The sequence below is a fragment of the Citrobacter sp. RHB25-C09 genome (assembly GCF_013836145.1).
Classification (GTDB): domain Bacteria; phylum Pseudomonadota; class Gammaproteobacteria; order Enterobacterales; family Enterobacteriaceae; genus Citrobacter_A.
The window spans coordinates 3,324,508-3,337,026 of sequence record NZ_CP057483.1 but is presented as its reverse complement, the minus strand read 5'-3'; the positions used below and the strand labels follow the sequence as shown (position 1 = coordinate 3,337,026).

The window sequence follows — 12,519 nt, the reverse complement described above, 5'->3', positions numbered from 1 at the left end:
TTTAAGGTTTAGCTCACGATTTGCTGCAATATCCGGCTGCCAAAATAGGCCAGCGTCAGGATGCCTGCGCCTGCGACGTTAAACCATACGACACGACGACCGCGCCAGCCTTCATGATAGTGACCCCACAACAGAACAATATAGACAAACCACGCCACGATAGAGAGAACCGCTTTGTCGATATTTTCCATGCTGAACAGGTTATGCATGTAAAACAGGCCAGTACATAAAGTGAGAGTAAGCAGCACCACGCCAATCTGCGTGATATGAAACATTTTGCGTTCGATGCTCATTAACGGCGGCATTTCATTACTGAATGCCAGCTTTTTATTCTTCAACTGATAGTCAATCCACGCCAGTTGAAGCGCATAGAGCGCGGCAATGATCAGCGTTGCATACGAGAACAACGACAGGCCGATGTGGATCATCATTCCCGGAGTGGCTTCAAGGTGGGTGATAAACTCGTTCGGCATAAAGGTCGCGAAGGCCAGATTGATCAGCGCAAAGGCATAAACAATCGGCAACAGTAGCCAGCCGCGATTACGCGAGGCGACGATGGTCATCACCGTACAGATCATCAGGCTAACGAGTGAACCGACGTTCAGCAGGCTAAGGTTTTGTCCGCTTTCGTCACCCGGAAGGATCCGTGCTTCAAGCGCAATACCGTGACATACCAGCGCGATGACCGCAGAAAGAATGGCCATACGCCGCCAGCCGCTGTTTTTTTGCAGCAGGGCAGGGATAATCAGCGCAAGGCTGACAGAGTAGGCGACAAGAGCAAGCAGGGCAAAAACGGGCATAGTGGTGTCGACAGTTGGCCAATAATAAAGAGAAGCAGTATAGCGTCACGTGAGCGCTGCTCCAACCGTTGCTTCATGTTACACTGCAATATATGCGTCGCGATCGCGGCGCCACGTTTCAACATCAGGCGAGAGATAATGTTTGATAATTTAACCGATCGTTTGTCGCGCACACTGCGCAATATCAGTGGCCGTGGGCGCCTTACTGAAGACAACGTTAAAGAAACGCTGCGCGAAGTGCGCATGGCGCTGCTGGAGGCTGACGTTGCGCTGCCGGTAGTGCGTGAGTTTATCAATCGCGTAAAAGAGAAAGCGGTTGGTCATGAAGTTAACAAAAGCCTGACGCCAGGGCAGGAGTTCGTCAAAATCGTCCGTAACGAACTCGTTGCGGCGATGGGTGAAGAAAACCAGACCCTGAACCTGGCCGCGCAACCGCCAGCCGTGGTGCTGATGGCGGGTTTGCAAGGGGCGGGTAAAACCACCAGCGTCGGTAAGCTCGGTAAATTCCTGCGCGAAAAGCACAAGAAGAAAGTGCTGGTCGTTTCTGCTGACGTTTATCGCCCTGCGGCGATCAAACAGCTGGAGACATTAGCCGAGCAGGTTGGCGTGGATTTCTTCCCGTCTGATGTTGGGCAGAAGCCGGTCGATATCGTTAACGCTGCGCTGAAAGAAGCCAAACTCAAATTCTACGACGTGCTGCTGGTGGATACCGCTGGTCGTTTGCACGTTGACGAAGCGATGATGGACGAAATCAAACAGGTGCATGCTTCTATCAATCCGGTAGAAACCCTGTTTGTCGTCGATGCGATGACCGGTCAGGATGCGGCCAATACAGCGAAAGCGTTTAACGAAGCGCTACCGTTGACCGGCGTGGTACTGACCAAAGTCGACGGTGACGCCCGTGGTGGTGCCGCGCTCTCTATTCGTCATATTACCGGCAAGCCGATCAAATTCCTCGGGGTTGGCGAGAAGACAGAAGCGCTGGAGCCGTTCCACCCGGACCGTATTGCCTCACGTATCCTCGGCATGGGCGACGTGTTGTCGCTGATCGAAGATATCGAAAGCAAGGTTGACCGCGCTCAGGCTGAGAAGCTGGCCACTAAACTGAAGAAAGGCGACGGTTTCGATCTGACCGACTTCCTGGAACAGCTGCGGCAGATGAAAAACATGGGCGGCATGGCAAGCCTGATGGGCAAGCTGCCGGGCATGGGGCAGATCCCTGACAACGTCAAATCGCAGATGGATGACAAAGTGCTGGTGCGCATGGAGGCGATCATTAATTCGATGACGTTGAAAGAACGCGCGAAGCCAGAAATCATCAAAGGTTCCCGCAAACGCCGTATCGCCCAGGGCTGTGGGATGCAGGTGCAGGACGTTAACCGCCTTCTGAAACAGTTCGACGACATGCAGCGCATGATGAAGAAAATGAAGAAGGGCGGAATGGCGAAGATGATGCGCGGCATGAAAGGTATGATGCCCCCCGGCTTCCCGGGAAGATAATATTTACAGGCCTGGCTCATTTGCCATTTCGGCACCGGGGTGTGCTCGCCATCCTCACGTACTGCGTGTACGCTCCGGTGGCTGCGCACACGCCGGCACCGAACTGACTTCACCGCCGACGGCCTTCTACAGCAGAGTTATTAACTGCTGATTGCAATTTCCCCAGAAATCAGTAAAATTTTCGGGCTTTTAATATGACACCGGGCTCCGTTCCTCGATGGGGCCCGGTGTTTTATTCACACAAGAGGATGTTATGGTTACTATTCGTTTAGCTCGTCACGGCGCTAAAAAGCGTCCGTTCTACCAGGTTGTTGTTACTGACAGCCGTAATGCACGCAACGGTCGCTTCATTGAGCGCGTTGGCTTCTTTAACCCAATCGCTAGCGAAAAAGAAGAAGGCACTCGCCTGGATCTGGATCGCATCGCTCACTGGGTTGGCCAGGGCGCGACTATTTCTGATCGCGTTGCCGCGCTGATCAAAGAAGCAAACAAAGCAGCTTAATCTGTCACGGTGGTCATGATGAGCAAGCAACTCACCGCGCAAGCACCCACTGACCCCATTGTTTTGGGGAAAATGGGGTCGTCTTACGGTATTCGTGGTTGGCTCAGAGTGTTTTCTTCCACTGAAGACGCCGAAAGCATTTTTGACTATCAGCCCTGGTTTATCCAGAAGGCGGGTCAGTGGCAGCAAGTACAGCTAGAAAGCTGGAAGCACCACAATCAGGATCTGATCATCAAGCTGAAAGGCGTTGAAGATCGTGATGCCGCGAATCTCCTGACCAATTGCGAAATTGTCGTTGATTCTACGCAACTGCCTCAGCTTGAAGAGGGTAACTACTACTGGAAAGACCTGATGGGCTGCCAGGTAGTGACTACGGAAGGCTACGATCTCGGTAAAGTCGTCGATATGATGGAAACCGGATCGAATGACGTTATCGTCATTAAGGCAAACCTGAAGGATGCGTTTGGTATCAAGGAACGCCTCGTGCCGTTCCTCGATGGGCAGGTTATCAAGAAAGTCGATCTCACTACACGGACTATCGAAGTAGATTGGGATCCTGGTTTTTAAACCACCGGATAAGCGGTAAATGACGGCGTGATGGGGATTGGCTTGTGTTTATAGGTATCGTTAGCCTGTTTCCAGAAATGTTTCGTGCAATTACCGATTACGGGGTAACTAGCCGGGCAGTTAAAAATGGCCTGCTGAACATCCAGAGCTGGAGTCCTCGTGACTTCACGCATGACCGGCACCGTACCGTGGACGATCGTCCATACGGCGGCGGACCGGGGATGTTAATGATGGTGCAACCCTTGCGGGACGCCATTCATGCAGCAAAAAGCGCGGCAGGTGAAGGCGCAAAGGTGATTTATCTGTCACCTCAGGGACGCAAGCTTGATCAAGCAGGCGTCAGCGAACTGGCCAAGAATCAAAAACTGATTCTGGTGTGCGGTCGCTACGAAGGCATTGATGAGCGCGTGATCCAAACCGAAATTGACGAAGAATGGTCAATCGGCGATTACGTTCTCAGTGGTGGAGAGTTACCAGCAATGGTACTGATTGATTCCGTTTCCCGGTTTATCCCGGGGGTTCTGGGTCATGAAGCATCGGCAACGGAAGATTCCTTTGCAGATGGATTGCTGGACTGCCCACACTATACCCGGCCTGAAGTGTTAGAAGAGATGGAAGTCCCGGCAGTGTTGCTGTCAGGAAACCATGCTGAGATACGTCGCTGGCGTTTGAAACAGTCGCTGGGCCGCACCTGGCTTAGAAGACCTGAACTTCTGGAAAACCTGGCTCTGACTGAAGAGCAAGCAAGGTTGCTGGCGGAGTTCAAAACGGAACACGCACAACAGCAGCATAAACATGATGGGACGGCGTAATACGCCCCCGAATATCAGTTTACCCAGGATAAGAGATTAAATTATGAGCAACATTATTAAGCAACTTGAACAAGAGCAGATGAAGCAGGACGTACCTTCCTTCCGTCCGGGTGATACCGTGGAAGTGAAAGTATGGGTTGTTGAAGGTTCCAAGAAACGTCTGCAGGCATTCGAGGGCGTGGTTATCGCTATTCGTAACCGCGGTCTGCACTCTGCATTCACTGTTCGTAAAATTTCCAACGGCGAAGGCGTTGAGCGTGTCTTCCAGACTCACTCTCCGGTAGTTGACAGCATTGCTGTTAAACGTCGTGGTGCCGTTCGTAAAGCTAAACTGTACTACCTGCGTGAGCGTACTGGTAAGGCTGCTCGTATCAAAGAGCGTCTTAACTAAGATATCGCTCAGGCGACATCCTGTTAGAAGGGGCTGGCCAGTTGGTCAGCCCTTTTTTTATCTGCAATAAAGCGCTCGTTATGGCGTACTGATGACCACGGCGACACGGCGGTTCTCAGCGCGGCCTTTCGCCGTCTGGTTGTTTGCAATAGGATATTTTTTGCCTAACCCCTGCGTCGTCAAATTCCCCCTTGGGACCTTCGCTCCCGCCGCCCAGGCATCGGCAACTACGTTAGCGCGCTTAAGCGACAAGGCTTCGTTATAGCCATCTTCACCGTAATTATCGGTATGCCCGTCCATACGCGCATGGGTCAGCCCTACCGAAGAGAGGCGACCTGCCATCGTCTGGATCTGATGCTGGCTTTCCGGGCGAAGTTTGTAATCGTTTTTATTAAATAAAATGGTATCCGAAAGTCCTAAAGACCAGTCCCCTGAGGACTCAGTAAAACCGTATGACTGCATAGCCGCAATTTGCTCCGCAGTGAATTTTCCCTGAGGCGCCTGACAGCCTGTCAGAATCAGCGTTGAAAGAATGAAAGGGGATAAAAGACGATTAAACATGTGTGCCGTTCCTGTTTTATTCCAGCGCTCTGCGCTGATGTTTGGCCAGATACATATTACGATCGGCCAGTTCTTGCAATTTCTCCGCTGAGGAATGCTCCCATGCGAGTGCATAACCTATGCTCAGCGTCATGTTCGTTAAATGCCCGTTATGCAGGTCAAAAGGACGCGTGAATACGCGTGATAATGCAGAGCAGATTCGTTGTACCTCATGCTCTGAATGGACGTCGTAAAGCACCATCGCAAACTCATCTCCCCCGAGTCGATAGGGTTGATGACGCTTACCGCCAAACTCGGCCATCCGCCTGGCAACTTCTATCAGCACCAGATCTCCTGTCGCATGACCCCAGGTGTCATTGACGTGCTTAAAATTATCCCCATCCAGAAACAGAAGTGCGGTACAGCTGCGGGCTGTACTGTCTGTCATGAGGGCATTGATACTGCTACGAAATGCCGCACGGTTTGCCAGCCCCGTGAGCGGGTCGTGTAATGTCGTTCGCAGCAGCTGCGCATTTTTGGCCTGTAGCCGCAGTTGCCACTCTTCCATCTCATCCAACAAACTATTAAAGTCCTGGGCAAAATGGTGAAATTCTTCTATTCGCTCTTCTGATACGCGGCGGGAAAAGTTACGGTTAGTCCGCACATCGTGAACAACGTCGGTAATATTTTGCAGCGCTTCAACAACACCGTTGTGCAGATGGCGAGACAAGATGATGGCGATGAAAGAGGCCAGCAGAATTGAGCCAGTCAAAACGCCTAACGAAAGCCAGATAAAGTGACTGATCAGGCTGTCGCGAGCGGTCAGGCGAACTTCACCGATAATCTTACCGTCATGCCAGACCGGTTGGGCAACAGGCACAGGAAAAAGCCAGTGACTGACGAAATCGCTGAGCTTGTCGACTGACTCCTTGTGATCGTGAATTATCAAACAAAAGGCGCTGCCAATAATACAGTCGGTATTTTGTTCAGCAATTAATAACAGCGCTTTTGAAGGATAGGTGTTAGCTAATGTCACCTGATATTCAGGCGATTCGCTGCCAAAATAAAAACCATCACAACGGGTGGTTAACGCTTCCTGTTCTGAGTGGATGATAACGGGAAGATAGGGCAGAGAAGTATTATTATTGTCAGCAAGCGTGCGGGTAAATTGGGATGATGAAAATATACACAACGTGGGTTGTCCGGAAAGCGCAGGCCAGCGCGTATAGCTGACGATGCCGGAAACTATGGCGCGTACGGATTTCGCATCTTCTGTCATTTCCTGGGCGAAAAGTTGCGGGCCTGGAAGCAGTAGCACCAAAATCATAATAAGTCGGTGAGAAAATTTCATAACAAGACCTCACCTGGGCCAGGCGAATCCCAATAAAATAAATGATTGATTATTTAGATTAAAATAACATTATTTTGCCGAAACGTCATCACGCCTTGAACGATAATAGCGTCTGCTTAAGTTAAATCTTACGCGATATGGATTATTGAAGGTTGCGTTTAATTCAGCCGTACGGATGAGTTATTTTCATCGGCACCTTTTTGCCAGGCATCGTGTAGCTGAGTGGCATTTTCGACGGTATCGCAACTGGTGGGGAATGCCTTCCCGCTCAATCCTCTGGCATAGACAAAATCGTGCTGACAGGTTTTGCGCTGGCCTTCGGAATAGCCTTGCAAATACTGCGTCCGGTTGATCCCGGAATCGTTAAATGCATCCGCCAGGCTTTCATTATCCCTTACCGCAACGCCGGCAATAGCGTCCTCGATGCCTGCATCGTACCAGTCGGTCGTTGTCAGGTTGGGGGCGAAAGTATAAGGATCGATCTGACATCCGCTAAGAAATAATATGATGGCTGCACTGGCGATTCGCTTCATTGCCTGCTCTCCTGTGTTTTTCAAAGCATAGCGGATTGGCGGATATTGGGTGTAAATTTAATTGTACAAAATAATGGTCTGTTTAGTGGGTTAATTTATTGCTGTAAAATATTCTTTACGTATTTTGGATTGAAATCTTTACTAGCTGTGTTATCGTTACGTCATCCTCACTGAGGATAACTATCGCAAACGAGAAAACACAGGATCGCCATCATGCAAAAAGACGCGCTGAATAACGTACATATTACCGACGAACAGGTTCTGATGACCCCAGAGCAGCTCAAAGCGGAATTCCCGCTGAGCCTGGTGCAAGAAGAACAAATCGCGCAATCGCGTAAAACCATTTCTGACATCATCGCGGGGCGCGATCCGCGTTTGCTGGTGGTGTGTGGTCCGTGCTCAATTCACGATCCTGAAACAGCGCTGGAATATGCTCGTCGATTTAAAGCACTCGCCGCAGAGGTCAGCGATAGCCTCTACCTGGTGATGCGCGTCTATTTTGAAAAACCCCGTACCACCGTCGGCTGGAAAGGGCTAATTAACGATCCTCATATGGATGGCTCCTTTGATGTTGAAGCAGGTCTGAAGATTGCGCGTCAACTTCTGCTTGAACTGGTGGATATGGGGTTGCCTTTAGCAACAGAAGCGCTGGATCCGAACAGCCCGCAATACCTGGGCGATCTGTTTAGCTGGTCGGCAATCGGCGCACGTACTACGGAATCACAAACGCACCGTGAAATGGCCTCGGGTCTTTCGATGCCGGTCGGTTTTAAAAACGGTACGGATGGCAGTCTGGCAACCGCAATCAATGCTATGCGCGCTGCGGCGCAATCTCACCGCTTTGTGGGCATTAACCAGGCTGGGCAGGTTGCTCTCCTGCAAACTCAGGGCAACCCGGATGGGCATGTGATCCTGCGCGGGGGCAAAGCGCCAAACTACAGCCCTGCGGACGTCGCGCAGTGTGAAAAAGAGATGCAGCAGGCGGGACTCCGTCCGTCACTGATGGTAGATTGCAGTCATGGTAACTCCAATAAAGATTACCGTCGTCAGCCCGCCGTGGCGGAGTCTGTGGTTGCACAAATCAAAGATGGCAACCGTTCGATCATTGGCTTAATGATCGAAAGTAATATTCACGAAGGCAACCAGTCTTCTGAACAACCGCGCAGCGAAATGAAGTACGGTGTATCCGTTACCGATGCCTGCATCAGTTGGGAAATGACAGACGCGTTGCTGCGTGAAATTAACAAAGACTTGAACGGCCAGTTGGCGGCGCGCCAGGCTTAAGAGGTTCGTTATGGTTGCTGAGTTGACCGCATTACGCGATCAAATTGATGAAGTAGATAAGGCGCTGCTGGATCTGTTAGCGCGCCGTCTGGAACTGGTGGCTGAAGTTGGCGAAGTGAAAAGCCGCTTTGGCCTGCCGATTTACGTGCCGGAGCGCGAAGCGACCATGCTGGCTTCGCGCCGTACAGAAGCGGAAGCGCTCGGCGTACCGCCGGATCTTATTGAGGACGTGCTGCGTCGGGTGATGCGCGAGTCCTATTCCAGCGAGAATGATAAAGGGTTTAAGACGCTTTGCCCTTCGCTGCGTCCGGTGGTGATCGTCGGCGGTGCTGGTCAGATGGGGCGGTTATTCGAAAAAATGCTCACGCTTTCTGGCTATCAGGTGCGGATCCTGGAACAGCAGGACTGGGATCGTGCGCAGGAGATCGTCGCTGATGCAGGCATGGTGATCGTTAGCGTACCGATCCATGTGACAGAAGCGGTGATCGCGCGATTACCGCCGTTACCATCGGACTGTATCCTTGTCGATCTGGCTTCGGTGAAAAACGGTCCGCTACAGGCAATGCTGGCTGCACACGCAGGTCCGGTGCTTGGTCTGCACCCCATGTTCGGGCCGGACAGCGGTAGCCTGGCGAAACAAGTGGTTGTCTGGTGCGATGGGCGTGATCCGGAAGCGTATCAGTGGTTCCTGGAGCAGATTCAGGTCTGGGGCGCGCGATTGCACCGTATCAGCGCCGTTGAGCACGATCAGAATATGGCGTTTATCCAGGCGCTGCGTCACTTTGCTACTTTTGCGTACGGTCTGCACCTGGCGGAAGAAAATGTACAACTGGAACAGCTGCTGGCGCTCTCCTCGCCGATATATCGCCTGGAACTGGCGATGGTCGGGCGTCTGTTTGCCCAGGACCCGCAGCTTTACGCCGATATCATCATGTCGTCAGAAAGCAATCTGGCGTTGATTAAGCGCTATTACAAACGCTTTGGCGAAGCGATTAGCCTACTGGAGCAGGGCGATAAGCAGGCATTCATCGACAGCTTCCGTAAGGTGGAGCACTGGTTTGGCGATTATGCGAAGCGCTTCCAGCATGAAAGCCGCACGTTATTACGTCAGGCGAATGACAGTCGGCAGTAAAATGCTAACGCGCCTTATCCGGCCTACGGTTCGGGAGTTCTGCAGGCCTGACAAGCGTAGCGTCATCAGGCATTGGTTGCCGGATGGCGGCGTAAACGCCTTATCCGGCCTACGGTTCGGGGAATTCTGTAGGCCTGATAAGCGCAGCGCCATCAGGCATTGGTTGCCGGATGGTGGCGTAAACGCCTTATCCGGCCTCCGGTTAGGAGTTCTGCATACCGGATAAGCGCAGCGCTATCCGGCTTGTTAACCTTTAGCTCGGATCGACCGGTACGACGTTCTCACTTGGATAACAGCCCAATACTTTCATAGATCGGGTAATCTCTCCCAACTCCTTCAGCGCGGATTGCATCTCCGGAGATTCCAGGTTGGCCTGGATATCAAGATAAAACATCTCTTCCCACGGATTACCATGAATCGGTCGGGATTCCAGCCGGGTCATGATCAGATTATGTTTGCGCAGCACTAATAACGCTTCCACTAGGGCACCGGCCTGTTGTCCCGTTGCCATCAGTAGTGTCGTTTTCGCCGGAACCTGATCGGAAACGTTAATCGCTTTTCGTGCCAGTACAATGAAGCGGGTAATGTTTTGCGTCTGGTTTGCTTCAATACGCTCTAATACCTGCAAGCCATGCAACAGGCCACCGGCCTCACTGCCCAATGCCGCAACGTGCGGGGAATTTGCCTGTGCGACTTTTTCCATCGCCGCAGAGGTGCTTTCGGTGTACTCAATTTTCCAGTGCGGGTAGCGATTGATGAATTTGCTGCACTGCTGGAACGGTTGTGGGTGACTGTAGACCGTTTCAATGGTATCCAGATCCGTTGTACCGGAAACCAATACGCAGTGATCGATCGTTATCGTCATCTCTCCCACGATAGAAAGCGAGGTATGTTGCAGCAGGTCGTAGACATCATTAATGCTACCGGAACTGGTGTTTTCAATTGGCACTACTGCGTAGTCTGCCTGGCCGGTTTCGACCTGATTAAAGATATCGGCGAATTTCGCGCAGCCGCTTTCAATAAATTGTTCAAAATGGCGAGCGGCATATTGGCGCGCAGCAAGATGCGAATAAGAGCCTTTCGGGCCAAGGAAAGCAACGCGTGCAGAATGGGGATTGATCTTATTTAAGTGCTGTTGAAGCAGGGCCTGCTGGGTAAGAACGGAATCTTCAATAATCAGTTGAAACAGGCGGGTAATGTAGTGCGCATCAAGATGATGAGTTTTGCCCAGCGTAATCAGTCGGTCCAGCAGATCGCGCTCGCGGTCAATATCCCGCACCGGGCGATGGGATTCGAGCTTGGCCTTGCCGACTTCAACTGCCAGACCACGTCGCTCGGCCAGTAGCGCCAACAATTTTGCATCCAGCGCACTGATCTTATCGCGCAGAGCCAGTAATGGGTTTTCCGATGTCATAGTGTTGCCTTTCTTGTTATCAATAAAAAAGGCCCCCCGTTGTGGGAGGCCTTATTGTTCGTCTTCGCATTCTTTTTCACACGACGAAAGCCTCCCATTCAGGGGAAGGTAAAAAAGAATGCGAAGAAGAACGGGGTAAGTTTCATTTCAGTTTCCTTAGGTGACGTAAGTAAAGTACCTGTACTGTTTTCACCCTGTCAACAAAAAACGCGCCCGAAGGCGCGTTGGCGGATAGACTCAATGTAAGGGATTACTCTTCTTCTGCTTCGACGAAGTTGGCGTCTTTTACTGAAGTTGTTGCACGACGGGCTTCGCCTTTGTGCTGCACTTTATTGAGCTGCCGTTCCAGCTTGTTGATCAAATCGTTAATGGCGGTGTACATATCTTCATGTTTTGCGCTGGCGACCAGATGTCCGTTCGGTGTATTGATGGTGGCATCAGCGATGAAACCCTGTGGCTCCTTGGACAGAATGATATGTGGATTAATGAGGTGAGTTTGCCATTTTTCTAGTTTGGCGAGACGGTCTGCGACATGTTGGCGAATTGCCGGAGTAATTTCCATTTGTTTGCTGGTAATGTTCATTGTCATAAATTTTACCTCTTGTCTTTCCCGTCTTGGTGATTCCAGCATACCGTTCCTAATGTCAAAATGTGTGATTTAAATCACATTATTTTGTCACTTTTTGTCAAGGGGACCTTTTTGTGAGATATCGCAGGAAGAGGTGATTTTTCCCTTGAGGAAAGCCGAAAAGCAGGCCATATTTGATGGGTTGGGTCACAGGTAATACGTTGTGAAAACGACGCAGAATGGATAAAAAAACGGCAGCTCTCGGGCTGCCGTTTTACGTTGAAATGAATATCAGGTATTGCTGCTGTTGGCGGCAATAATCTTCGCCACTTTGTCAGCCTGTGCTGTCATTTGCATTTCACGGTAGGCGTTTTCCATCATCGGCAGGGCATCACGCGTCGCCTGTGCATCCGGGAAGTCACGCAGCATGCCTTCTACGCGGTTAACAACCGCAACCCATGCACCGCGTTGGGTATAGTAGTCTGCAACGGAATATTCATACTTCGCAAGACGATCTTTCAGGAACACCAGGCGCTTTGTGGCATCCGTTGTGTACTGGCTGTTCGGATAACCGCGAACCAGTTTCGAAAAGTCATTGAACGCAGCTCGTGCATGTTGCGGATCGCGATCGCTACGATCGACACCAAAGAAACCCTGAAGTGCGCTATCATCCAACGCCATGTTGGTCAGGCCACGCATATACATGACATAATCAATATTAGGATGCGTCGGATTCAGGCGAATGAAACGATCGATGGCAGCCTGAGCAAGCGGCAGGTCGGCGTTTTTATAGTAGGCATAGATGAGATCTAACTGCACCTGCTGAGAATAAGGTCCAAAAGGATAGCGGTTATCTAACGCTTCCAATTGCGTTATTGCCTGTTTCCAGTTACCGTCCTGCAGCTTTTGCTGAGCAGTCGCGTAGATTTCATTCGGCGGATTATCGGGCACCTCTTCCGTTGAACCAGAGCAACCCGCCAAAAACAGGCTAAAAGTGGCTACTGCCACCAGATATTTCATGCGCGTCATGACGTTTTGACTTTCCTCAAAATGTTTACGGGAGATTCTCTGTTCCTGCTCCCGGTTAAGACCAGCTACAATAGCACACTATATTAAACGGCAAAG

Annotated in this window: 14 protein-coding genes, 2 pseudogenes and 1 other annotated feature; of the genes and pseudogenes, 7 read left to right on the top strand and 9 right to left on the bottom strand. The window is 51.1% G+C overall.

Annotated features, from left to right (window positions below; genetic code table 11):
• Positions 1–8 precede the first annotated feature (8 nt).
• A complete protein-coding gene (locus tag HVY19_RS15785) occupies positions 9–800 on the bottom strand; it encodes an inner membrane protein YpjD (RefSeq protein ID WP_181681443.1) in 792 nt (263 codons plus the stop codon).
• Positions 801–938: 138 nt separating this feature from the next.
• Here HVY19_RS15785 and ffh point away from each other — a divergent pair, with 138 nt between their 5' ends.
• From ffh to rplS, 5 genes are all read left to right on the top strand, one after another.
• Positions 939–2,300 (top strand): signal recognition particle protein, encoded by a 1,362-nt coding sequence (gene ffh, locus HVY19_RS15780; protein ID WP_181681442.1) that lies wholly within the window; start codon positions 939–941, stop codon positions 2,298–2,300.
• Between the two features lie 253 nt (positions 2,301–2,553).
• Positions 2,554–2,802 carry a 30S ribosomal protein S16 gene (gene rpsP, locus HVY19_RS15775; RefSeq protein WP_181681441.1) on the top strand — a complete coding sequence of 83 codons (249 nt, stop codon included), beginning with the start codon at positions 2,554–2,556 and terminating at the stop codon, positions 2,800–2,802.
• An 18-nt stretch (positions 2,803–2,820) separates the two neighbouring features.
• Positions 2,821–3,369, top strand: a complete 549-nt coding sequence (gene rimM / locus HVY19_RS15770) for a ribosome maturation factor RimM (RefSeq protein ID WP_181684302.1) — start codon at positions 2,821–2,823, stop codon at positions 3,367–3,369.
• A 44-nt stretch (positions 3,370–3,413) separates the two neighbouring features.
• Positions 3,414–4,181 carry a tRNA (guanosine(37)-N1)-methyltransferase TrmD gene (gene trmD / locus HVY19_RS15765; RefSeq protein ID WP_181681440.1) on the top strand — a complete coding sequence of 256 codons (768 nt, stop codon included), beginning with the start codon at positions 3,414–3,416 and terminating at the stop codon, positions 4,179–4,181.
• A gap of 43 nt (positions 4,182–4,224) precedes the next feature.
• The gene (gene rplS / locus HVY19_RS15760) at positions 4,225–4,572 is read left to right on the top strand and encodes a 50S ribosomal protein L19 (protein WP_012134695.1); all 348 of its coding nucleotides are present in this window, start codon (positions 4,225–4,227) and stop codon (positions 4,570–4,572) included.
• 78 nt (positions 4,573–4,650) lie between these two features.
• Here rplS and HVY19_RS15755 read toward each other — a convergent pair whose 3' ends face one another.
• The 4 genes and pseudogenes from HVY19_RS15755 to HVY19_RS15745 all read right to left on the bottom strand — a co-directional run bounded on the left by HVY19_RS15755 (position 4,651) and on the right by HVY19_RS15745 (position 6,996).
• A complete protein-coding gene (locus tag HVY19_RS15755; protein WP_181681439.1) occupies positions 4,651–5,133 on the bottom strand; it encodes an OmpA family protein in 483 nt (160 codons plus the stop codon).
• A 16-nt stretch (positions 5,134–5,149) separates the two neighbouring features.
• Positions 5,150–6,052, bottom strand: a pseudogene (dgcN, locus tag HVY19_RS15750) (diguanylate cyclase DgcN); the annotation flags it as partial.
• A gap of 48 nt (positions 6,053–6,100) precedes the next feature.
• Positions 6,101–6,391 (bottom strand): annotated as a pseudogene (locus HVY19_RS20825) (YfiR family protein); the annotation flags it as partial.
• Positions 6,392–6,621: 230 nt separating this feature from the next.
• Positions 6,622–6,996 (bottom strand): DUF2799 domain-containing protein, encoded by a 375-nt coding sequence (locus HVY19_RS15745; RefSeq protein ID WP_181681438.1) that lies wholly within the window; start codon positions 6,994–6,996, stop codon positions 6,622–6,624.
• Positions 6,997–7,209: 213 nt separating this feature from the next.
• On the opposite strand from HVY19_RS15745, the gene aroF reads away from it, so the two are divergent.
• The gene (aroF, locus tag HVY19_RS15740) at positions 7,210–8,280 is read left to right on the top strand and encodes a 3-deoxy-7-phosphoheptulonate synthase AroF (RefSeq protein ID WP_181681437.1); all 1,071 of its coding nucleotides are present in this window, start codon (positions 7,210–7,212) and stop codon (positions 8,278–8,280) included.
• Positions 8,281–8,290: 10 nt separating this feature from the next.
• Positions 8,291–9,412, top strand: a complete 1,122-nt coding sequence (gene tyrA / locus HVY19_RS15735) for a bifunctional chorismate mutase/prephenate dehydrogenase (protein WP_181681436.1) — start codon at positions 8,291–8,293, stop codon at positions 9,410–9,412.
• Positions 9,413–9,665: 253 nt separating this feature from the next.
• On the opposite strand, the gene pheA is transcribed toward tyrA, so the two are convergent.
• The 4 genes from pheA to bamD form a co-directional block, all read right to left on the bottom strand.
• Positions 9,666–10,826, bottom strand: coding sequence for a bifunctional chorismate mutase/prephenate dehydratase (gene pheA / locus HVY19_RS15730; RefSeq protein ID WP_181681435.1), 1,161 nt, complete (start codon positions 10,824–10,826; stop codon positions 9,666–9,668).
• 22 nt (positions 10,827–10,848) lie between these two features.
• Positions 10,849–10,973: a sequence feature (Phe leader region), on the bottom strand.
• On the bottom strand, positions 10,925–10,972 hold the full coding sequence (gene pheL / locus HVY19_RS15725) for a pheA operon leader peptide PheL (protein WP_100249759.1): 48 nt from the start codon (positions 10,970–10,972) through the stop codon (positions 10,925–10,927). (Overlaps the previous feature by 48 nt.)
• Positions 10,974–11,076: 103 nt before the next feature.
• Positions 11,077–11,415, bottom strand: coding sequence for a ribosome-associated translation inhibitor RaiA (gene raiA, locus HVY19_RS15720; RefSeq protein ID WP_003031244.1), 339 nt, complete (start codon positions 11,413–11,415; stop codon positions 11,077–11,079).
• A gap of 270 nt (positions 11,416–11,685) precedes the next feature.
• The gene (gene bamD / locus HVY19_RS15715; RefSeq protein ID WP_181681434.1) at positions 11,686–12,423 is read right to left on the bottom strand and encodes an outer membrane protein assembly factor BamD; all 738 of its coding nucleotides are present in this window, start codon (positions 12,421–12,423) and stop codon (positions 11,686–11,688) included.
• Between the last annotated feature and the right edge of the window lie 96 nt (positions 12,424–12,519).